The sequence below is a fragment of the Mesorhizobium sp. LjRoot246 genome, assembly GCF_964254115.1.
Classification (GTDB): Bacteria; Pseudomonadota; Alphaproteobacteria; order Rhizobiales; family Rhizobiaceae; genus Mesorhizobium.
On sequence record NZ_CAXUSN020000001.1, the window covers coordinates 777,889 to 798,817 of the forward strand.

Annotated in this window: 23 protein-coding genes; 12 read left to right on the forward strand and 11 right to left on the reverse strand. The window is 63.1% G+C overall.

Going from position 1 to position 20,929, the window contains the following annotated elements:
• The first annotated feature begins 104 nt into the window (after positions 1–104).
• Both dapE and ACSQ3L_RS03560 read left to right on the forward strand, forming a co-directional pair.
• Positions 105–1,298 (forward strand): succinyl-diaminopimelate desuccinylase, encoded by a 1,194-nt coding sequence (gene dapE / locus ACSQ3L_RS03555; protein WP_436158677.1) that lies wholly within the window; start codon positions 105–107, stop codon positions 1,296–1,298.
• Positions 1,299–1,303: 5 nt separating this feature from the next.
• Positions 1,304–1,936, forward strand: coding sequence for a transporter (locus tag ACSQ3L_RS03560; RefSeq protein WP_436158678.1), 633 nt, complete (start codon positions 1,304–1,306; stop codon positions 1,934–1,936).
• A gap of 39 nt (positions 1,937–1,975) precedes the next feature.
• Here the strand turns inward: ACSQ3L_RS03560 and truA are convergent, their stop codons facing one another.
• The 6 genes from truA to def all read right to left on the reverse strand — a co-directional run bounded on the left by truA (position 1,976) and on the right by def (position 5,751).
• On the reverse strand, positions 1,976–2,740 hold the full coding sequence (gene truA / locus ACSQ3L_RS03565) for a tRNA pseudouridine(38-40) synthase TruA (protein WP_436158679.1): 765 nt from the start codon (positions 2,738–2,740) through the stop codon (positions 1,976–1,978).
• Positions 2,741–2,763: 23 nt separating this feature from the next.
• Positions 2,764–3,270, reverse strand: coding sequence for a GNAT family N-acetyltransferase (locus tag ACSQ3L_RS03570; protein ID WP_436158680.1), 507 nt, complete (start codon positions 3,268–3,270; stop codon positions 2,764–2,766).
• Positions 3,267–4,220, reverse strand: coding sequence for a methionyl-tRNA formyltransferase (fmt, locus tag ACSQ3L_RS03575; RefSeq protein WP_436158681.1), 954 nt, complete (start codon positions 4,218–4,220; stop codon positions 3,267–3,269). The genes ACSQ3L_RS03570 and fmt overlap by 4 nt, the downstream gene beginning before the upstream one ends.
• Before the next feature lie 44 nt (positions 4,221–4,264).
• Entirely contained in the window at positions 4,265–4,681 is a 417-nt protein-coding gene (locus ACSQ3L_RS03580; RefSeq protein WP_436158682.1) for a type II toxin-antitoxin system VapC family toxin, read from the reverse strand.
• On the reverse strand, positions 4,678–4,947 hold the full coding sequence (locus ACSQ3L_RS03585; protein WP_436158683.1) for a FitA-like ribbon-helix-helix domain-containing protein: 270 nt from the start codon (positions 4,945–4,947) through the stop codon (positions 4,678–4,680). Before ACSQ3L_RS03585 ends, ACSQ3L_RS03580 begins: the two co-directional genes overlap by 4 nt.
• A 273-nt stretch (positions 4,948–5,220) precedes the next feature.
• A complete protein-coding gene (gene def / locus ACSQ3L_RS03590; protein ID WP_436158684.1) occupies positions 5,221–5,751 on the reverse strand; it encodes a peptide deformylase in 531 nt (176 codons plus the stop codon).
• Between the two features lie 103 nt (positions 5,752–5,854).
• Between def and ACSQ3L_RS03595 the strand changes: the two genes are divergently transcribed.
• Positions 5,855–7,111, forward strand: a complete 1,257-nt coding sequence (locus tag ACSQ3L_RS03595) for a DNA recombination protein RmuC (RefSeq protein ID WP_436158685.1) — start codon at positions 5,855–5,857, stop codon at positions 7,109–7,111.
• A gap of 15 nt (positions 7,112–7,126) precedes the next feature.
• On the opposite strand, the gene ACSQ3L_RS03600 is transcribed toward ACSQ3L_RS03595, so the two are convergent.
• The 3 genes from ACSQ3L_RS03600 to ACSQ3L_RS03610 all read right to left on the reverse strand — a co-directional run bounded on the left by ACSQ3L_RS03600 (position 7,127) and on the right by ACSQ3L_RS03610 (position 9,499).
• Complete coding sequence (locus ACSQ3L_RS03600) at positions 7,127–7,531, reverse strand: GFA family protein (protein WP_436158686.1); 405 nt, start codon at positions 7,529–7,531, stop codon at positions 7,127–7,129.
• 62 nt (positions 7,532–7,593) lie between these two features.
• Positions 7,594–8,559 carry a cation diffusion facilitator family transporter gene (locus tag ACSQ3L_RS03605; protein WP_436158687.1) on the reverse strand — a complete coding sequence of 322 codons (966 nt, stop codon included), beginning with the start codon at positions 8,557–8,559 and terminating at the stop codon, positions 7,594–7,596.
• A gap of 130 nt (positions 8,560–8,689) precedes the next feature.
• Positions 8,690–9,499 (reverse strand): transglutaminase-like domain-containing protein, encoded by an 810-nt coding sequence (locus tag ACSQ3L_RS03610; RefSeq protein WP_436158688.1) that lies wholly within the window; start codon positions 9,497–9,499, stop codon positions 8,690–8,692.
• Positions 9,500–9,814: 315 nt separating this feature from the next.
• Here ACSQ3L_RS03610 and ACSQ3L_RS03615 point away from each other — a divergent pair, with 315 nt between their 5' ends.
• Positions 9,815–9,940 carry a hypothetical protein gene (locus tag ACSQ3L_RS03615; RefSeq protein WP_013528464.1) on the forward strand — a complete coding sequence of 42 codons (126 nt, stop codon included), beginning with the start codon at positions 9,815–9,817 and terminating at the stop codon, positions 9,938–9,940.
• A gap of 206 nt (positions 9,941–10,146) precedes the next feature.
• Positions 10,147–10,461: a quaternary ammonium compound efflux SMR transporter SugE gene (gene sugE, locus ACSQ3L_RS03620; RefSeq protein WP_436158689.1), complete on the forward strand. Its 315-nt coding sequence runs from the start codon at positions 10,147–10,149 to the stop codon at positions 10,459–10,461.
• Positions 10,462–10,606: 145 nt separating this feature from the next.
• On the opposite strand, the gene ACSQ3L_RS03625 is transcribed toward sugE, so the two are convergent.
• Positions 10,607–11,035 (reverse strand): DUF6481 family protein, encoded by a 429-nt coding sequence (locus ACSQ3L_RS03625; protein WP_023761392.1) that lies wholly within the window; start codon positions 11,033–11,035, stop codon positions 10,607–10,609.
• Positions 11,036–11,256: 221 nt separating this feature from the next.
• Between ACSQ3L_RS03625 and ACSQ3L_RS03630 the strand changes: the two genes are divergently transcribed.
• The 4 genes from ACSQ3L_RS03630 to ACSQ3L_RS03645 all read left to right on the forward strand — a co-directional run bounded on the left by ACSQ3L_RS03630 (position 11,257) and on the right by ACSQ3L_RS03645 (position 15,577).
• The gene (locus ACSQ3L_RS03630) at positions 11,257–12,318 is read left to right on the forward strand and encodes an LLM class flavin-dependent oxidoreductase (protein WP_436158690.1); all 1,062 of its coding nucleotides are present in this window, start codon (positions 11,257–11,259) and stop codon (positions 12,316–12,318) included.
• A 135-nt stretch (positions 12,319–12,453) separates the two neighbouring features.
• Positions 12,454–13,623: an AI-2E family transporter gene (locus ACSQ3L_RS03635; protein WP_436158691.1), complete on the forward strand. Its 1,170-nt coding sequence runs from the start codon at positions 12,454–12,456 to the stop codon at positions 13,621–13,623.
• Positions 13,624–13,691: 68 nt separating this feature from the next.
• Positions 13,692–14,693, forward strand: coding sequence for an LLM class flavin-dependent oxidoreductase (locus ACSQ3L_RS03640; protein ID WP_436158692.1), 1,002 nt, complete (start codon positions 13,692–13,694; stop codon positions 14,691–14,693).
• Positions 14,694–14,806: 113 nt separating this feature from the next.
• Complete coding sequence (locus ACSQ3L_RS03645; protein WP_436158693.1) at positions 14,807–15,577, forward strand: inositol monophosphatase family protein; 771 nt, start codon at positions 14,807–14,809, stop codon at positions 15,575–15,577.
• Between the two features lie 18 nt (positions 15,578–15,595).
• Here the strand turns inward: ACSQ3L_RS03645 and ACSQ3L_RS03650 are convergent, their stop codons facing one another.
• The gene (locus ACSQ3L_RS03650; RefSeq protein ID WP_436158694.1) at positions 15,596–16,615 is read right to left on the reverse strand and encodes a LacI family DNA-binding transcriptional regulator; all 1,020 of its coding nucleotides are present in this window, start codon (positions 16,613–16,615) and stop codon (positions 15,596–15,598) included.
• A gap of 221 nt (positions 16,616–16,836) precedes the next feature.
• Here ACSQ3L_RS03650 and ACSQ3L_RS03655 point away from each other — a divergent pair, with 221 nt between their 5' ends.
• Genes ACSQ3L_RS03655 through ACSQ3L_RS03665 form a run of 3 tightly spaced genes read left to right on the forward strand, consistent with a single transcriptional unit; the run spans position 16,837 to position 20,698 of the window.
• Positions 16,837–18,420, forward strand: coding sequence for a sugar ABC transporter ATP-binding protein (locus ACSQ3L_RS03655; protein ID WP_436158695.1), 1,584 nt, complete (start codon positions 16,837–16,839; stop codon positions 18,418–18,420).
• On the forward strand, positions 18,417–19,733 hold the full coding sequence (locus ACSQ3L_RS03660; RefSeq protein WP_436158696.1) for an ABC transporter permease: 1,317 nt from the start codon (positions 18,417–18,419) through the stop codon (positions 19,731–19,733). Before ACSQ3L_RS03655 ends, ACSQ3L_RS03660 begins: the two co-directional genes overlap by 4 nt.
• Entirely contained in the window at positions 19,730–20,698 is a 969-nt protein-coding gene (locus ACSQ3L_RS03665; protein ID WP_436158697.1) for a substrate-binding domain-containing protein, read from the forward strand. The genes ACSQ3L_RS03660 and ACSQ3L_RS03665 overlap by 4 nt, the downstream gene beginning before the upstream one ends.
• Positions 20,699–20,929 lie beyond the last annotated feature (231 nt).

Below are 20,929 nucleotides of genomic sequence, written 5' to 3' on the forward strand. Positions count from 1 at the left end.
GCACCGCTCGCAACTATACGACATGAAAACCATAATGTCGGCGGTATCACTGGGTCCTATGTCTGGCCGTGACAGGCCCTCCGCTTTCGACTATCGCTTTTGCCATGACTCTGCCGACCGATCCCGCCGAAAACCTTGCCGCCCTTATCCGTTGTGCTTCGGTGACGCCCGCCGAAGGCGGCGCGCTGACCGCGCTGGAGACGATGCTGAAACCGCTCGGCTTCCTCGTCGATCGGCCGATGTTTTCCGAAGACGGCACGCCCGACATCGAAAATCTCTATGCGCGACGGTCCGGCAACGGTCCGCATCTGATGTTCGCCGGCCACACCGACGTGGTGCCGGTCGGCGACGAAGCCGCTTGGACGCATCCGCCCTTCGCCGCCGAGATCGCCAATGGCGAGATGTATGGCCGTGGCGCGGTCGACATGAAAGGCGGCATCGCCTGTTTCATCGCCGCCGTGGCGCGTCATGTCGAGACCAATGGCGGCCCGAAAGGGTCGGTCTCGCTGCTGATCACCGGCGACGAGGAAGGACCGGCCATCAACGGCACGGTCAAGCTGCTCGAATGGGCGGCTTCCAGGGGCGAGAAATGGGATGCCTCGATCGTCGGCGAGCCAACCAACCCGGATGCGCTCGGCGACATGATCAAGATCGGCCGCCGCGGCTCGATGTCCGGCGCCATCACCGTCAATGGCCGCCAGGGCCACGTTGCCTATCCCTTGCTTGCCGACAATCCGGTGCGCGGGCTGATGAGCCTCGTCGACGCCTTGCTGCATCCTGTCTTCGACAAGGGAACCAGGGATTTCCAGCCGACCAATCTGGAAATCACCTCCATCGATGTCGGCAACCCGGCCACCAATGTCATCCCCGCCAAGGCGACCGCCACCTTCAACATCCGTTTCAACGACACCTGGACGGCCGAGACGGTCCAGGCGGAAATCCACAATCGCCTCGACCAGGCGGCTAGGCGCAAAAAGTACCGGCAGGGCAAGAAGACGCCGGTCGACTACGACCTCGTCTGGCGCGACCGGCCGAGCCATGTCTTCCTGACCCGCGACGAAAAGCTGATCGAAACGCTGCGCGGCTCGATCAAGTCGGCGGTCGGCAGGGAGCCGACACTGTCAACCTCCGGGGGCACGTCTGACGCGCGCTTCATCAAGGACTACTGCCCGGTGGTCGAATTCGGGCTGGTCGGCAAGACCATGCATATGGTCGACGAGCGCGTCGCCATTGCCGATCTGGAAACGCTGACACAAATCTACCAGCGCTTCATCGAAGACTGGTTCGGACAGGGCTGAGCAGCATGCTTTCGGCGGACGAAACCCAAGCTTCGCTGACAGGCGCCTGGCGGCTGATGCTCGGCAAGGCCGACGGCCTGCGGCTGCTCGACCTGTCGGCCGACGGGTTCTGGAATTCCTTTTTCGCAATTGTCGTTGCCGCACCGGCGCTAATCGTAGGCTGGGTCGGCATCGCCAACGAGATCGGCGATCCCGACGCTTTCGCGGGGCGCTTTAGCATGTTGATGCGGCTGGCGACGGTCGACATCGGCTCCTGGGTGCTGCCGCTGATTGCGCTCGCTTTGATCGCGCCGCGTGCCGGCATCGGCGGCCGCTTTGTCCACTACGTCGTTGCCAGCAACTGGGCTTCGGCCATCACCGCTTGGCTGATGTTGCCCTCGGCACTGATCCGGCTTTTCCTGTCGTCCGCGAGCCAAGTTTCGAGCCTTGTGTCGCTGCTTCTGTTTGCCCTGTCGATGGTGCTGACCTGGCGCATGACCAATGCCACCATCGGCAAGGGCGCAGCCGTCGGCACCGCCGTTTTCGTCGGCATGTTCATCGCTTCGCTGCTGGTGTTATTCGGCCTGCAGACGCTGCTCGGCATAACCGTGCCGGACGATATCGGACCTCAGAGCCTTTCCGGGCTCGTCTCCGGGTAGAGCCTTCCGGCCTCTATCCTGGATAGAGCCTTCCGGCCTCTATCCTGGATGGTCGACGTCCGGATAATCGACATCAGTGAGAAACAGCCCGTCGGGCGGCGCCACCTGGCCGCAGGCGGCGCGGTCCTGCGCCTCGAGTGCTGCTTTCAGATCGGCCGTGGTCCAGCCGCCGTCGCCGACGCGCTTGAGCGAGCCGACCATCGAACGCACCTGGTTGTGCAGGAACGAGCGCGCCGAAGCCCTGACCTCGATGAGGTCACCCTGACGGCTCACATCGAGCCGCTCCAGCGTCCTGATTGGGCTGTTGGCCTGGCACTGGGTCGAGCGGAAGGTGGTGAAGTCATGCCGGCCGAGCAGGACCTTTGCCGCTTCGTGCATGGCGGCGGCGTCGAGCCGCTTCGGTACCCACCACACCTTGCCCTTGTCGAGCGCGGCCGGCGCGCGGCGGTTGAGTATGCGGTAGAGATAGTGGCGACCGGTGGCCGAGAAACGGGCGTCGAAATCGTCGGCGACAACCGTTGCCGCGACGATAGCGACGCGCGCGCCGGCCGCCTGCAGATGAGCGTTGACGGCATCGCGCACCTTGTCGCCCGGCCACGCCCTGGCGAGGTCGACATGCGCCACCTGTGCAGTCGCATGCACGCCGGCATCGGTGCGGCCGGCGGCGCGCAGCCTGACCGCTTCGCCGCAGAATTTTTCGATCGCCTGCTCGATCGCCTGCTGCACCGAAGGCTGATCCGCCTGGTGCTGCCAGCCGGCAAACAGGCTGCCGTCATATTCGATGTCGAGGCGAAAACGCGGCATGCCGGGCGGCTATACGCTCTCGCCTAGGCGGCGAGAGCGGTGAAGGCAGAGGCGTAGACCAGCCTGCCTGCCTCTGGTGCGTCGCCCCAGGCCAGCGCCTGCAGCGCTTCGCCCTGGTACTCGCTTTCGAAGTTCTGGGCACGCGTGTGGCTATAGCCGAAACGCCCGTAATAGGTGGGATCGCCGAGCACCACGGCCAGCGTTTCGCCGGCATCCCTGAGGCGGATATGCGCCTCGCGGATCAGCGCGCCGCCGATGCCGCTACCATGGAACGAGGGCTCCACCGCCAGCGGCGCTAGCGCCACGGCCGCGAAGGTCTTGCCGCCATTCTGGACGAAAAGCCGCGAAAACAGGATGTGGCCGACCACCTGGCCGTCTTCTTCCGCCACCAGTTCGGCAACGGCATCGCCGCCGGTCACCAGCGCGTCGACCAACCCGGCCTCTGTCTGCTGGCCGAAAGCGTGTTCCTCGACGAGGCGGATGGCCTCGCGATCCCGCGGCGTCGCCGCGCGTATCGACATCATGCTCATGAGAATTTCATTCCTTTTTCGATCTTGGCCCCGCGCAGGAATTCCGACGCGGCAGCAGGCCTTCCGCCCGCCCGTTGAACTTCGACCAGCCTGATCGCACCTGCCCCGCAGGCAACCGTCAGCCGGTCATCGAGAATTCCTCCCGACTCGCCCAACTCTTCCCAAAGCGACAGGCCTTGCGATAGCGTCGAGCGAAGCAGTTTCAGCCGCTCCGGGCGGCCGCCAATTCCTATCTCGGACCAGGCGCCGGGAAAGGGCGACAGGCCGCGAATTCTATTGTGGACCTCGCTCGCCGAGCGAGTCCAGTCCACGCGAGTCTCGGATTTATCGATTTTCTTGGCATAGGTCACCCCGTCCACAGCTTGTGTGGCAAATGCCAGGGTGTTCCTTTCCAGTCGCGCCAGCGCTTCCACCATCAGAGAAGCACAGACACTCATCAACCGATCATTCAGATCGCCGGCTGTCATATCGGGTTCGATGGCGCATTTTTCAACCAGTCCCACCGGACCGGTGTCCAGCCCCTCCTCCATGCGCATCACCGTCATGCCGCTTTCCAGGTCACCGGCCATGATGGCGCGCTGGATGGGCGCGGCACCGCGCCAGCGCGGCAAAAGCGAGGCATGGCCGTTGATGCAGCCGAGCCGGGTCGCCTCCAGAACCGCCTTCGGCAGCAGCAAGCCATAGGCGACGACCACGGCGACATCGGCCTGCAAGGCGCTGAAGGCGGCCTGCTCGGCCTCGCTTTTGAGCGAAGTCGGCGTGCGTGTCTCGATGCCCAGCCGCTCTGCCTCGCGCTGCACCGGCGACGGCGTCAGCTCCAGCCCGCGCCGTCCGGCGGCGCGCGGCGGCTGCGTATAGACGGCTGCTATTTCATGCCCGGCCTCGGCAATCGCGCGCAGCGTCGGCACCGAAAACTCCGGCGTGCCCATGAAGATGACGCGAAGGGGCATTTTTCTCTCGATATCCTATTCTCTACCTGAGCCGGTAAGTCAGCTCAGGCTTCAAACGGGTTTACCAGCTTCAGGTCAAGTCCGTCGAAGTCTCGGACATTGCGGGTGGCAAGCGTGGCGTCGTGCACCTGGCAGATTGCGGCGATCATGGCGTCCTTCGTTTCGACAGGTCTGCCAGCGAGTCGTCTTGCGGCGGCAATGCGGCCATAGTGTTCTGCAGGCAGATCCCCAAAAACCAGGATTCGACCCGAAAATTCACCCTGGATCCTCGATATGGTTTGGAGAAGGCCATCCCGCCGTATGGCATCCTGGACGAGGTACGCTCCGAAATAGAGCTCTGCAAAAACAATGGTGGAAAGAAAAAGGGTCGCAGGCTCCTGGCCATTCAACCAGTTGAGAACGTTTTGGCTTCGTTGCCGCGATAGCACGTCCGATATGACGTTTGTGTCCAGTATGATCATTCCGGTCGACGGAAATCAGGCGGTCCACGATCGGCTTCGCTTCGCGACCTCGCTATTTCCTGAATCTCGTCGTCTGTGAAACTATTATCGCCAATGAGCGAACAAAGGCGATCCCCGGTCTTTTCAAGGCCGGCACGTTGCGTTGCAAAACCCTTCTGTATCAAGACGACCGCTTCCTCGGAAAGGCTGCGCCTGTTCAGCCGCGCGCTTTCCTCGAGACGCCGTTTCAATTCCGGATTGATCCCACGGATCAGCATGTCACCCATTGGCATCTCCTGCATGATATCATTGATATCAAAATAAGCCAGTATCGTCAATCGGAGGTTTGTTAACCAGGGCTATGAACTCGGGTTAACGGGTTCCTTCGGAGCCTTCGCCAGTGCGTAGGCTGATGGAGCACCAAACGAAAAACCCGCCTGTACGGCGGGTCGCTGGCGCAAATCAGCACCATGGCCGAATATGTACCTTAGGTAAGGTCACGAAGTCAAGAAAAAATTCCTATTGTGACGGAGAGCCGTGCAGCACCGGCAGAACAATGCCTATCCCACCAGCTTGCCCGGCGCCTTGTCTTTGGCGAGTTTCTTGAATTTCTTCACCACCATGTCGCGCTTCAGCTTCGAGATGTGGTCGATGAACAGCACGCCATTAAGGTGGTCGATTTCATGCTGCAGGCAGGTCGCCATCAGGCCCTCGGCCTCCAGTTCCTGCAACTTGCCGTCACGGTCGAGATATTTGACCCGCACGGCGGCCGGACGTTCGACCTCGGCGTAATAGTCCGGGATCGACAGGCAGCCTTCCTCGTAGACGGAGCGCGCATCGGCGCTCTCCAGGATTTCCGGGTTGATGAAGACATGTGGCGCCGGCTCCTCGTCTTCCTTGGCCAGGTCGATCACCAGCATACGCAGCGGCTCGCCGATCTGGATTGCCGCCAGCCCGATGCCGGGCGCGTCATACATGGTCGCCAGCATGTCGTCGGCTAATCTGCGCAAAGGCGCGTCGACACGCTCCACGGGCTTCGAAACCTGGCGCAAGATGGGATCGGGAAGGATGATGAGCGGCTTGATCGACATGGCGTTCCACCTAAGACCTCCAGCGAAACGCGTCAACCGGTGGGCTTAAGCCTCGTTCACGTTTTGATCTGTGCTATCAGGGCGAATCGTCTATGCTGTGCACATGAATGATCTGAGCACTATCCTTTCCGAACCCGTCGCCCGGCTTGGCGCCACCACGATCACGCTCGGCCATGCGCTGGCCTTCGGTGCCTTGCTGTTTCTCGGCCTGTTCGGGGCGCTGGTCATCGCGCTGTGGCGGTCGGCAAAAGCGCGCGCTGTCGCCGCAGCCGAAGCCGCCGACCATGCTCGCGATGCCGAGGCCCGGATGGCCGGCATTTTGCAATCGCAGGCCGAGATGCAGGGCCGCATGGGTGCCATCGCCGAGGTGTTCGGCGCACGGCAGGCCGAGCTAACGCAGTCGATCGGCCTGCGCCTCGACGCCATGACCGGCCGCCTCGGCCAGACCATGACCGAGCAGACGAAATCCACGCATGAAAGCCTGGCCAAATTGCAGGAGCGGCTGGCCATCATCGATGTCGCTCAGGGCAACATCCAGTCGCTCGCCGGCCAGGTCGTGCAGCTGCAGGCGATCCTCTCCAACAAGCAGACGCGCGGTGCCTTCGGCCAATCGCGCATGGAGGCGATCGTCGCCGACGGCCTGCCGCACGGCGCCTACGAATTTCAGGCGACGCTGTCGAACGGCAGCCGGCCCGACTGCCTGGTGAAGATGCCGAACGGCGCACCGTCACTTGCCATCGATGCCAAATTCCCGCTGGAAGCCTGGAATGCCATCCGTGCCGCCGATGGCGCCGACCTGCAGAAGGCAGCCTCGCAGGCCTTCCGCCGCGACATCGAGATCCACGTCCGCGATATCTCGGAAAAATACCTGATCCAGGGCGAGACCCAGGACACCGCGTTCATGTTCGTGCCGTCGGAATCGGTGTTCGCCGAGATCCACGAGAATTTCGAGGCGATCGTCCACAAGGCACATCGCGCACGCGTCGTCATCGTCTCGCCGTCGCTGCTGATGCTGTCGATCCAGGTTATCCAGGCGATCCTCAAGGACGCCCGCATGCGCGAACAGGCACACCTGATCCAGGGCGAGGTCATCCGGCTGATGGAGGATGTCGCGCGTGTCGACGAGCGGGTGCGCAAGCTGCAGGTCCATTTCGGCCAATCGGCCAAGGACATCGACGATATCCTGGTTTCGACGTCGAAGGTAACCAAGCGCGGCCAGAAGATCGAGGCGCTGGAGTTCGGTGCGCAGCCTGATGGCGATGCCGGCGCGGACGCCGCGTCACGGCCTCCCGCTGGCCCGCGCGCCGCCGATTCGAAAACCGGGCAGCTCAGGCTGAGGGTTGTCGAAGGCGACGACTGAGCCGCAGCAGCAGCGCTACTGCTCCTCCACGGTCGTCATGCCCTGAAACTCCGGCAGCCAGGGCAGCGCCGAGCGGTGCCAGTATTGCGTCCGGGGAACCAGCTCGTCGCGTTGCCGCGCCGTGCCGACCCGGATGCCATAGACCTTCGGCCCGTCGTCAACCGATGTGGCGTACAGATGCGAGCCGCACTCGCCGCAAAAGCCCTGCGCGCGCTTGGCGCCGCTGGACCCGGTCTTGACGTAGACTTTTGGCGTGCCCCTGGTGATCTTGTACTTTTCCTCAGGCACCCGCACCGACACACGAAAAGCCGTGCCGGTCAGTTTCTGGCAGTCGGTGCAGTGGCAGATCGAGGTCTTTTCAGGCTCGACCTCCGCCTCGTAGGTGATGGCGCCACAATGGCAGCCGCCGTCGATTTTCATCTTCGTTCCTCCAAAGTCGCCTTAATCTTAGCTCCGCAAGGCCGTGGGGCAATGGCGCAGCGCTAGTCCAGAGCCGGATCGGATGCGGTCTCGATCAGCTTGCGCCGCTTCTCCCAGGTGCCTGACGTCTGCGGCTTGACGAACAGCCGTGTGATCTCCGGCATCTCCTCTTTCAGCTTCGCCTCCAGGCGCTCGACGCAAGCCTCGATCTCCGGCGCCGTCAGATGATCCTCGAACTCGATGCTCAGGCCGGCGACGATTTCCGTCGGCCCCATATGGACGGTCAGGACACCGTTCGCGCGCTGCACCGCCGGATCGTGCTGGGCGATCGCCAGCACCTGTCTTTGAACCTCGGGCGACGCCGGCTCGCCGATCAGCAGGCCCTTGCTTTCGCGGGCCAGGAAGGCCGCCGTCGCACCAAGGATCAGCCCGATGCCGATCGAGGCTGCGCCGTCGAGCTCCGGCATCTCCAGCAGTTCCGACGCCAGGATGCCGGCAAAGGCGACGATCAGGCCGAGCAGAGCCGCACTATCCTCGAACAGCACGGTGTAGACACTCGGATCCTTGCTCGATTGCACGGCCCGCAGCCAGCCCTGCTTTCCCTTCTCACGGCGGAACTCCTTCAGCGCCACCAGCCAGGAGCTGCCTTCGAACAGGAAGGAAAGGGCCAGAACGATGTAGGTCACCTCAGCGTTGGCGACCGGTTCCGGCGCCATGATGTGAATCACACCTTCGTAGAATGATACTCCGGCGCCCACGGCGAAGACCAGAAGTGCGACGATGAAGCTCCAGAAATAGAGTTCGCGGCCGTAACCGAGCGGATGCGTCCGATCGGGAGGGCGCGCTGCACGGCGCATGCCGTAGAGCAGCAGGCCGCCATTGCCGGTATCGACCAGCGAGTGCACGCCTTCCGACAGCATCGCCGAACTGCCGGTGAAGAAGGCGGCGGCGAATTTTGTCAGCGCGATGGCTAGATTGCCGGCGAGTGCCGCGTAGATGACTTTCTTTGAGCCGCCGTGCCCGGCCATGCTGTGTTCCCTTCAAGGCAGGCAGTCTAGCGGGCTCTACGGGCATGACAACGCGCGAACCGCCCGGGCGTTCAAGACGGCGGTCGTTAAACAGGTTGCTTGTCAAAAGCCGGCGGGCAGAGGACGGCGGCTAGTCGACCATCTCGCTGGTCCAAACCTTGAAGCCAGCAAGCGTGCCCGGTCCGAAAATATGGGTCAGCGGCACATCAGCCGCGTCGCGGCCGGAGGCGATCAGGATGCGGCCGATGCGCGGCGCATTGTTGCGCGGGTCGAATGCGTGCCAGCGGCCGCCGAGATAGACCTCGATCCAGGCGCAGAAATCCATACTTGCCCACGGCTTAGGCATGCCGATGTCGCTGATGTAGCCGGTGCAATAGCGCGTCGGGATGTTGAGCGCCCGGCAGAAGGCGACGGCGAGATGCGCGTAGTCACGGCACACGCCGCTCTGTTCCCGGTAGGCCTCCGCGGCGGTCCGCGTCGGCCGCGCATTGCCGTAGTTGAAGACGATGTGGTTGTGGACGAAGTCGCACACCGCCTGCACGCGCGGAATGCCCAGCGGTGTATGCCCAAATAGCCGCCACGCCTCATCAGCGAGAAGGTCGCTCTCGCAAAAACGGCTGGGCAGCAGGAACAGCAGCGTGTCCGCCGGCAAGTCGCGCACCTCGTGCTGCCAGGCCATCAGGTCGCCCATCTCGAAGGTGCCAGAGTCGCGGATCACGGCGTCCGTGCCGAAGGTGAACCGCCCGGGCGGCGCGACGAACCGATTGCACCAATTGCCGAAGCTGTCGCGATAGCTTTCGATCGGCACCGGCGGGTTGGAGATCAGGAAATCCGGCCGCTCGAGATCGGAGGCACGGGAATAGTGAACATTCAGCATCGCGATGAGCGGCGTTTCCTGCGGAAAATCGAAGCTCATCTCGCAGCCGATGTGGATTCGCATTGTCGTCCTGACCGGCCCTGCCTGACGATCACCCGGCGAAGGCACGGGTTGATGCTGCAGTGCGAAAATGACCATGGCACGGACCGCCAGGGTTTACGAGCAAATTAGAGCAATTCCAGAAAAAGTGTGAAGCGGTTTTCCGTCCGGAATTGCGTCAAAACAAAGAGTTAGAGCAATTCACTGTTTCCACGAAACGGTGAATTGCTCTAGAAACCGGTTGAAAGCGATCCGCTGGCGGCGGCGGCAGTCGCTAGCCCCTTGCAGTCGGGCGTTTCTCTTGTTTCACTTGGCTTCCCGCAATCGGAGGAACGAATCATGGCTAAAGGTGCGATGAAGGCAGGCAAGGAGGCCCGCAAGCCGAAGAAGGATGCCAAGAAGCCCGCCCCGGCTCCCGCGCTGAAGGCGCCGCCGGTCAAGGCGATGAAGCTCAAGGACAAGTAGGTCCGGCCATCCACTTCGGAATAGGATTACGGCCGGCAACACTGTTGCCGGCCGCTGTTGATCGAGCGCCCGAAATTCCTATATTGGCGTGGCGGGGACGACCTCGCGCTTCCCCAAAATTCCCGACGGGACGACCCGCCATTGTTTGATTGAGCATCGGCCTCCGATTTTCACTTTCGGTCCGATGCTCTGATGGAGCGTTGTCGATGTCGTGGATTCTTCTGTTTTTTGCCGGCCTGTTCGAGATCGGCTGGGCAATCGGCCTCAAATACACCGATGGCTTCTCGAAGCTGGTGCCGACGGTGCTGACCGTTGCCTCGATGGTCGTCAGCCTTGCTCTGCTCGGCCTGGCGCTGAAGGCGTTGCCCGTCGGTACCGCCTATGCGGTATGGACCGGTATCGGCACCGTCGGGACGGCACTGCTCGGAATCTGGCTGCTCGGCGAGCCAGCCACCGCGATCAGGCTGGTCTGCATCGCGCTCATCGTCTGCGGCATCATGGGGCTGAAGTTCGCCGCCTGATCATAGCGCTTTAGGTTCTTGTTTTTATGCATGTCGTCCTCCCAAAACCGGGACCACTTTTGGGCGACATGCATGGGACAAACACAATCAGGGCCGCTGCGAGGCGACCCTGATCTCGAAGCAGATTGCTTCGGTAGCTTGGAGGCTAGCGGGCGGAAAAGCCCGGAGGCGTCCTGCCGGTGCGCTGCTTGCGTGCCGCATAACGCGCGTCACGCTTGGCCTTGCGTTCGGCTTCGTCGGCCAGAAAACGAGCGATGCGCTCGTTCTCTTCGGATTCCCGAATCTTGGCCTCAGCCTGCGCAGCTTCCTCCGCGGCGATACGTGCCGCCTCGGCTGCTGCCTCGCGCTCGGCCTTCTCGACCGCTTCGCGTGCCAGCTTTTCCTGCTTCAGCCGGGCCTTTTCGGCCTCACGAATTTCGCGAGCCGCGAGGATCGCCTTGCGTTCGGCCTGCCGTGCCAGCACTGCGGGATCATCCGCCGCCGGCTTTGCCTTGAAGCGCTCGAGGAGCGCCTTCTTTGCCTCGTTTGCGGCGTTGCGCCGCTCGAAAACGTCTTTTTCCCTGTAGATAGCCAAGTCCACTTCCCTGAAGTCAATTCGCGACGCTTACATACGCGCGAAAACCGAGAGTTCAAGCGCCAAAACGGCATGGCAGCCATGAAATTGTCGGCTGTTGCAGCCGGGAGACGCCTTTTCGGCCGAAATCCGACATGCACTGTTCACCGTCCGCCCCACTGGCGGGGTGACAAACGCATCGCTACGTCTAGCGACAAAACCCAACACCAGGATGACATCAGATGGAACTCGGTCTCTACACATTCGCCGACGTCAGTCCACAGCCGGGTCCCGGCGCCATCGGCCCGCATGAGCGGCTGCGCAACCTGATCGAGGAGGTCGAACTGGCCGACCAGGTTGGCCTGGACGTCTTCGGGCTTGGCGAGCATCATCGGCCTGATTATGCCGCCTCGGCACCGGTCGTGGCCCTGGCCGCCGCCGCCGAGCGCTCGAAGCGCATCAAACTGACAAGCGCCGTCACCGTTCTGTCTTCCGACGACCCGGTGCGCGTCTTCCAGCAATTCGCCACGCTTGACCTTCTGTCGGGCGGCCGCGCCGAGATCATGGCCGGGCGCGGCTCGTTCATCGAATCCTTCCCGCTGTTCGGCTACAACCTCGAGGACTATGACGAGCTCTTCGCCGAAAAGCTCGACCTGCTACTCGCCATCCGCGATAGCGTGAAAGTCACCTGGTCCGGCAATCTGCGCGCATCGATCAATGATCGCGGCGTCTATCCCAGGCCGTTCCAGGACAGGCTGCCGGTCTGGATCGCCATTGGTGGCACGCCGCAGTCTGCCGCCCGCGCCGGCGCGCTCGGCCTGCCGCTGGCGCTCGCCATCATCGGCGGCGAGCCGGCGCGCTTCGCGCCGCTGTTCGATCTCTACCGTGAGGCCGCCAAGCGCGCCGGCAGCAATCCGGCGGGCCTTGCCACCAGCATCAACGTGCACGGCTTCATCGCCGAAACGACCGAGCAGGCGGCCGACGATTTTTACGGCCCGCAGGCGGAGGTGATGAACCGCATCGGCCGCGAGCGCGGCTGGGGTCCGACGTCGCGGGCGCATTTCGACCAGTCACGCGGCCCCAACGGCGCCTTGTTCGTCGGCAGTCCCGAGCAGGTCGCCGAAAAAATCGTCGCCCAGCACAAGATCTTCAACAACGACCGCTTCCTGCTGCAGATGGCGATCGGCACCATGCCGCATGCCAAGATCATGAAGGCGATCGAACTCTACGGCACCAGGGTGGCGCCGATCGTGCGCAAGGAAACGGCCAAGGCTGCGTCGGCGCTGGCAGCGCCTGTCGCCTGAGCGGCGGGCGGCTCGCCCGCAGCCCGTTCGATCAGGCCTCATTCCGGAAGCCGGCTCATGGAACCTGCGCCCGTAACTCTGCGTTTCATGCAGGCAATTGCCGATCGCTGAGGGGCGTCGGCCCGAGGGGCGAGCATGAAAACCGAACCCACTGCCTTGGGCCAAGCCGCAGCCGAAGAGTCGGATTCGCGCGTCGCGGCTCGCGCCGACACGCATCTGATGCGTTCGCTGCTCATCGGCATCTTCCTGTTGATGGCCATCTATGCGCTCTACTTCGCCCGCGCCTTCTTCATGCCCGTGCTCCTGGCTTTCCTGCTGGCGCTGACGCTGACGCCGATCGTCCGGCTGCTGCGCAAGCACGGCATCCCCGAAGTGGTCTCGGCAACCCTTCTGGTGCTGTTGTCTATCTGTGTGTTCGCCACCGCCGGCTATTTGCTCAGCGGCCCGATCATCGACCTCATCAACAACACCTCGTCGATCGGCCAGCAGCTCACCGAACGGCTGGCGCAATTGCGCCGCCCGCTTGAGAGGATCATGCAGATTTCGCACCAGATCGAACAGTTGACCGAGACGTCGCAGGAGCCGGGCATCCAGAAGGTAGCCGTGGCGCAGTCCGGCGTTCTGTCGGCGGCCGCCAGCAATATCCTGTCGGCGGGAACAAGCCTCACCATCATTTTCGTGCTGTCGCTGTTTCTGCTTGCATCCGGCACGATGTTTTATGAAAAGATCATTCAGTCCTTCGCCAGTCTCAGCGAAAAGAAGCGGGCGCTGCGCGTCGTCTATGATGTCGAGCGCGAAATCTCGCACTATCTGCTCACCGTCACCATCATCAATGCCGGCCTCGGCACGGTCATCGCTCTCGGTCTGTGGGCGCTCGGAATGCCCAACCCGCTGGTCTGGGGAGTCGCTGCCGCGCTGCTCAACTTCCTACCTTACGTTGGAGCGCTGATCTCCATCGTGCTTGTCACGATCATCGCGCTGATCAGCTTCGACACCATCTTCTACGCGCTTCTGGCGCCGGCCTTCGTGATCTTGTGCGACACCGTCGAAGGCCAGTTCGTGACGCCGATGGTTGTCGGCCGGCGTCTGGAGATCAACGCCGTGGCGATCTTCATCGCCATCGCCTTCTGGTCATGGCTGTGGGGCTTCGTCGGCGCCTTGATGGCGGTGCCGCTGCTGGTCGTCATCAAGGTGTTCTGCGATCATTTCGACGGGCTCAGCCATGTCGGCAATTTTCTCGCCGCGCAGCACGCGGCCGTCGTCGAGGAGGACGACATCGCCGACACTGAAGCTGTCAAAGGCTGATCAATATTTTTGAATTTGCGGCGCCGCCGGGCGCTTCCTACATGCGGTCCTGACACAGGATCCCACCCATGACCGCTCTCTCCGTTCTCGACCTGTCGCCGATCGTCGAAGGCAGCGATGCCTCGCAGTCGCTGGCCAACTCACTCGATCTCGCCCGCCATGCCGAGCGATTGGGCTACAAGCGCTACTGGCTGGCCGAACATCACAACATGCCGGGGATTGCCAGCGCGGCAACCGCTGTCGTCATCGCTCATGTCGCCGGTGGCACGAAGACCATTCGTGTCGGTGCCGGCGGCATCATGCTGCCCAACCATTCGCCGCTGGTGATTGCCGAGCAGTTCGGAACGCTGGCCGCGTTGCATCCGGGCCGCATCGATCTCGGCCTTGGCCGCGCGCCCGGCACTGACATGGGCACGGCCCGCGCCTTGCGTCGCAACCTCGAAGCCGGCGTCGACAATTTCCCGCAGGATGTCGTTGAGCTGATGGGTTATTTCCAGCCGGCCGAGGAAGGCCAGCGCATCCGAGCCGTGCCCGGCGAAGGCCAGAATGTGCCGATCTGGATCCTCGGCTCCAGCCTCTATGGCGCGCAGCTCGCCGCCATGCTCGGGCTGCCCTACGCCTTCGCCTCGCATTTCGCGCCGGCGGAGCTGGACCACGCGCTGGACATCTACCGCTCGCGCTTCCAGCCGTCGGAGCAGCTCGACAAGCCGCATGTCATGCTCGGCCTCAACGTCATTGCCGCGCCCACCGATGCAGAGGCCAGGCTGCTGTTCACTTCGCTGCAGCAGGCTTTCGTCAATCTGCGCACCGGCCGGCCCGGTCGGCTGCCGCCGCCCGTCGAGGACTATGACCGCGATCTCGATCCGATGGCCAAGACCATGCTTGGCCAGGCGCTGTCCTGCGCTGTTGTCGGCTCTCCGGAAACTGTCCAGCAAGGCATCGATGCCTTCGTGCGCCGTACCGGCGCTGACGAGCTGATGGTCACCGCGCAGATATTCGACCATGCGGCGCGGGTGCGGTCGTTCGAGATTCTGGCCGAGGCGCACAAATCGCTCTCGCAGGCGGCCTGACTTTCTCAGGACGCGACACTCTTGGCTTGGTAGGTGCTGCCCGCCTCTGCTAAAGGCAAGTCACCCTTCCACAAGATCGAGCGCCCCCCGTGAATAATGACCATGACGCCCGCATGCAATTTGCCATCGATCTGGCGCAGCGGGCAGGCGAACTCGGCCTGGGATATTTCCGCGACCTGGAAAACCTGACCATCGAGAGCAAGGGCCATCAGGATTTGGTCTCGCAAGCGGACCGCGAGGTCGAGCTGTTCATCCGCGCGGCAATCGCCGTCGACTATCCGCAAGACGGCATCGTCGGCGAGGAGCATGCCTCGGTTGCCGGCCAGACCGGCTATGTCTGGGTCATCGACCCCATCGACGGCACCGCCAATTTCGTGCGCGGCATCCCGGCCTGGTGCGTGGTGATCGCCTGCGCCAGGGAGGGAGAGGCCGTGGTTGGCGTTATCCATGAGCCGTCGACCGGCGAGACGTTTCACGGCAGGCTCGGCGGCGGCGCCTTCGTCAACGGCCGGCCGATCAGGACCAGTGCGGCCGCCAGCATCGAGGATGGTTCTGTCGGGACCGGATTTTCGAACCGCGCCGATACCGAAAATATCGCCGTGCTGATCCGCGCGCTTATGGCCGATGGCGGCGTTTTCTTCCGCAATGCGTCGGGCGCGCTGATGCTCGCCTACGTCGCCGCCGGTCGGCTGCTCGGCTATGTCGAACAGCATATGAATGCCTGGGATTGCCTGGCCGGCATGCTTCTGGTCGAGGAAGCCGGCGGGGTGGTCGTGAAGCCCGATCCGAAGACGGTGCTGCAGCAGGGAACGCTGGTCATCACGGGCGGCAAGGGCGTCTTTCCGAAACTGCATGAGCTTTGTTTGGAAGCGTTCAAGCTCTGACCCGCTGAAGCGCGAAAACTAAGCGCTCACACTCTGCACCGTCGCCCCTAGCGGGCGGCATGAATTGCGGATCATCAGCCGGCCCTTGAGCAGCAGCTTGCGCGGCGGTGCGTCTCTGTTGCCGGCGAGACGGTCAAGCAGGAGATTGGCGGCCTGCTCGCCAATTGCCTGCACCGGCTGCGCCACCGTGGTGAGCTGCGGCTGGAACACGTCGGACCATGGAAAATCGTCGAAACAGGCGACCGAAATGTCTTCCGGGCAGGACAGGCCGATGTCGCGGATCGCCTTCATGGTGCCGATGACCATCGGATTGTTGGCCGAGAAGATCGCGCTCGGCCGGTCATGCGAGGAAAGCATCTGCATGGTGGCGTTGTAGCCGTCGATCTCGTGGAAGTTGCCGAATCGGATCAGCTCCTCGGCGATCGGCAGGCCGGCGGTGTGAAGGGCCTCGCGATACCCCGCCATGCGGTCATGCATCGGTGAAATGTCCGACGTGCCGGTGATGTAGCCGATGCGCCGGTGGCCGAGATTGATCAGATAGGTGATGGCGTCGAACACCGCACGCTGGTTGTCCAGCACCACGGCATCGGTATCGACGCCTTCGCAGATACGGTCGAGCAGCACCACCGGCACATTGGCGTCATCGACGATCCGCTTGAGGATCGCACCGTCGCCGACCCGCGCCACGATCAGCCCGTCGACCATGCGGTCGAGCAGCAGCCTGATCTGGTCGTCCTGGGTGTTTAGATCCTCATCCGTGCAACACAGCATGACGGCATAGCCGGCCCGGTCGAAGGCCTGCTGGATCACCGAGACGACATCGGTGAAGAACGGGTTGGTGATGTGCGGCACCGTCAGCCCGATGGTGCGGGTCGTGCCCATCTTCAGGCTGCGGGCGATGGCATTGCGCTTGTAGCCGATATCGCGGATCGCCTGTTCGATGCGCTGGCTGAGCTCCGGGCTGACCGTCGCCGTGCCGTTGATCAGCGCCGACACGGTGGCGACCGAGACACGCGCCGCTTCGGCCACGTGAAGCATGGTGGGTGCTGTGGATTTGCGGTGTTTTTTTCGCCCTGACGCTGTCATTTTCGAAACGTTTCGCCGCCCCTTGCCGCCAATACCTACGGAATCCTGTCCTTTTAAGCAAGAATCGAAATGCATCAAACTTCTGGCACCTTTATATCGGCTTGACATGATCGAAACGTTTAGATTAGCGTTTGCGGGAAGTTGACGACGACGGAAGGGAGGCCGCCATTGTCATGCAAGAGAGCAGTTCCCTTTCCCTGGAGCACGGTGCGGCCGATCGTTCAGACACGGTTCTGAGCGCCGAGCATATTTCCAAGAGCTTCGGCGGCATCGCCGCTTTGGTCGATGTCGGTTTCGACCTGCGGCGCGGCGAGGTCCATGCCTTGATGGGCGAGAACGGCGCCGGCAAGTCGACGCTGATGAAAATCCTCTCCGGCGTCTACACCGGTTACGAAGGCACGGTCAGCGTCGATGGCCGGCCGGTCAGCTTCGCCGGCGTGCGCGACGCCGAGGATGCCGGCATCGCCATCATCCACCAGGAGCTCAACCTGGTGCCCGAGCTCAGCGTTGCCGACAACATCTTCCTCGGCCGTGAGAAGCTGATCGCCGGGCTGATCGTCGACCGCAAGGCGAGCAGCCGCGCCGCCGCCGCTCTGTTGCAGCGGCTCGGCATCGAACTCGATCCAGAAGCCCGTGTCGGTGCTTTGCGCGTCGGCGAGCAGCAGCTGGTCGAGATCGCCAAGGCACTGTCGATGTCGGCACGCATCCTGATCATGGATGAGCCGACCTCGGCGCTGTCGCCGGCCGAATGCCAGCGGCTGTTCCGCATCATCCGCCAGCTTGCCGAAAGCGGCGTCGCCATCGTCTACATCTCGCACCGTATCGACGAGGTGATGCATCTGGCCAGCCGCGTTACCGTGTTTCGCGACGGCCGCCATGTGCTGACCAAGCCGATGGACAGGCTCGACGAAGATGCGATCATTTCGGCGATGGTCGGCCGCAATCTGCTCGCTTCCTCGCAGGAAGAGCGCAACACCAGTGGCAAGATCGTGCTTTCGGTCGAGAAGCTGTCGCTATCGAAACCCGATGCTCATGGCTGGCGCACGGTGATCGACGGCGTCGGCTTCGATCTTGCCGCCGGAGAAATCCTTGGTATTGGCGGGCTGCTGGGTTCGGGCCGCACCGAGATCCTGGAGGCGATCTTCGGCTCGAGCGACGGCCGCACCGGCGGCGAAATCCAGGTCGACGGCCGACCCGTGGATATCCGTTCGCCCCGCGACGCAAGGCGGCTGGGCATCGCGCTGGTGACCGAGGACCGCAAGACGCAAGGGCTGCATCTGCAGGCCTCGATCACGGACAATGTCGCGCTGCCGCTTGTCGGTTCGTTGGCGCGCTTCGGCATCCGCTCGCTGGCCGGCGAGCAGGGGCTGGCGCGGCAGGCGGTCAAGGCGCTCGGCATTCGCTGCCAGGATATCGACCAGCCCGCCGGCACGCTGTCGGGCGGCAACCAGCAGAAGGTCGTCATCGGCAAGTGGCTGGCGACCAAGCCAAGGGTGCTGTTGCTGGACGAGCCGACACGTGGCATCGATGTCGGCGCCAAGCGCGAGATCTACGACCTGATCTTCCAACTGGCGCGCGACGGCCTTGCCATCGCCGTCATCAGTTCCGAACTGCCGGAGCTTCTGCATCTCTCCGACCGCATCCTGGTGATGGCCGATGGCCGCCAGACAGGCATTCTTTCCCGCGATGAGGCAAGCGAGGAGGCCATCATGCGCCTCGCCGCCCCGCGCCGGACCATATCGAGACCAGCCGCATGACTGCCCTGAAACTCCTGTCCCGAACCAAGCTCTATTGGGGCCTGATCGCCATCTTCCTGATCGGCGTCCTGGGCTCGCCGATGAGCTCGAAGGGCAACAACATCTTCCTCTCTTACGGCAATCTGCTCGACGTGCTGCGCCAGGTCTCGACCACCGGCCTGATCGCCACCGGTATGACGGCGGTCATCATCACCGGCGGCATCGACCTCTCCGTCGGCTCGCTGATGGCCATCTGCTCGGTGGTCTGTGCCATGCTGCTGACGGTTCCAGGCGTGACGCCAGGCGTCGTGCTGGGCGTGCCGACCGTCGCCCTGGTGGCGCTTTGCCTCGGTTTCGTCGTCACCCGCTTCATCTTCCAGAACCTCGCAAAATCCCGCGCCAGCGCCAATCTCGTCCGCGAGATCAGGCTTGACGGTATTCGTGGCCTGGTCACGCCGGCTGTCGTCGGCGTGGTCTTGTGCTGCCTGTCGCTGTGGTTTCTGCTGCCGCAGATCGAGCCGAAATTCGGCGTGCTCGGCGTGCTCTTGGTGGCGCCATGCGTGGGGCTGCTGTTCGGTGCGCTCAACGGCTTCATCATCGTTGCCGGACGCCTGCAGCCTTTCATCGTCACCCTGGCGATGATGGTGACGGCGCTCGGCATCGCCCGGCTGACCGCCGGCCAGAACAATGCGGTGCTGCCAGTCTATACCGGCTCCAACGCCACCGCCGATTTCGAGATCCTGCGGTCGCTGGTGTTCGGCATCATCCCGATGCCCGGCCTGTTCTTCCTCGGCGCCATCCTGATCTATGGCGCGGTGCTGCGCTTCACGCCGTTCGGCCGCTATGTCTATGCCATCGGCGGCAATGAGGAGGCGGCGCGGCTCTCGGGCATCGCCGCCGGCCGTGTCAAGATCGCAACCTATGCCATCTCCGGCCTGCTCGCCGGCATCGCCGCCGTGCTCTATGTCGCGCAATACCGGCAGGGCAAACCGGACGCCGGCGCCGGTTTGGAACTCGACGCCATCGCCGCCGTCGTCATCGGCGGCACCAGCCTGATGGGCGGGCGCGGCAGCCTCATAGGCACATTCTGCGGTGTGCTGATCTTCGGGCTGCTCTCCAACATATTACAGCTCCACAACATCAATTCGAACCTTCAGCTCGTGCTGAAGGGGATGATCATCATCGGCACCGTGCTCGTGCAGGAGCGCAATGCCGGTGATCTCCTGGCCTATCTGCGCCTGCCCGGCGGGCAATCGGCGCACAAGGAAACGGCCGCGGCAAAGCGGCCGTCGCAAGAGACACCGTCTCTCAATCTCGGAGGAAACAAAAAATGAAACGACGTGACATGCTGAAGCTTGCCGCCATGACCGCTGCACTGCTGACCACCACCGCGCTGCTGACCACCGGCAATGCGTTCGCGCAGGACAAGAAGTGGAAGATCGGCTTCTCCCAGGTGACGACCATCGAACCCTGGCGCGCGCAGTTCAACAAGGACATCCTGGCCGAAGCCGCCAAGCATCCCGAGGTTGAGCTGATCATCACCGACGGCGAGGACAAGACCGAAAAGCAGGTCGCCGATGTCGAGAACCTGATCCGTCAGGAGGTCGACGCGCTGCTGGTGTCGCCGAAGGAATCCGCCGGCCTCACCGGCGTCGTGCAGCAGGCGATCGACGCCAAGATCCCGGTCTTCGTGCTCGACCGCAATGTCGACACCAAGGACTACACGCAGTTCGTCGGCGGCGACAACGCGCTGATCGGTCGCGCGGCGGGTGAATACGCCGTCGAGCTGCTTGGCGGCAAGGGCAAAGCATCAGGTAATGTCGTCGAGATCTGGGGCGGCATGGGTACCCAGCCGGCGCATGACCGTCATGACGGCTTCCATGAATTCACCGACAAGGAACCGGGCATCAAATATCTGCTCGACCAGCAATCGGGCGACTGGAAGCAGGACCAGGCTTACAATTTGATGGCCAACGCGCTGAAGAGCAACGAGAAGATCGATCTCGTCTACGGCCACAACGACCCGATGGCCTATGGCGCCTATCTCGCCGCCAAGGATGTCGGCCGCGAGAAGGACATCAAGTTCATCGGCATCGACGGCCTGCCCAACGAAGGCGTGCAGATGGTGAACAAGGGCGAGCTGACGGCGACCTTCACCTACGTCACCCCCGGCGCCGAAGGCCTGCGCCAGGCGATCAAGTTCCTCAACGGCGAGAAGGTCGAAAAGACCATCACTTTGCCGACCGAGAAGATCACCAAGGAAAACGCCGCCCAGGTACTGAAGGACAACGGTCTCTGAGTTTTCCCGGGGATAAGTGCCGGCCCAAGGTCCAGGTTCTTCGTCCCAGGGACAGCTTGGCACCCTTCCTCTCCCCCGTCGATCGGGGGAGAGGTGTCGAGCGCAGCTCGACGGAGTGGGGGTCGACCCTTGGCGCGGTGCAGGAAGATTCTTGCGCCCTGGTCCCCCTTCAATATTCGTTGGCGGCGGTTGCCAGGTGGTTCCCCCACTCCGTCGCTGCTTCGCAGCGCC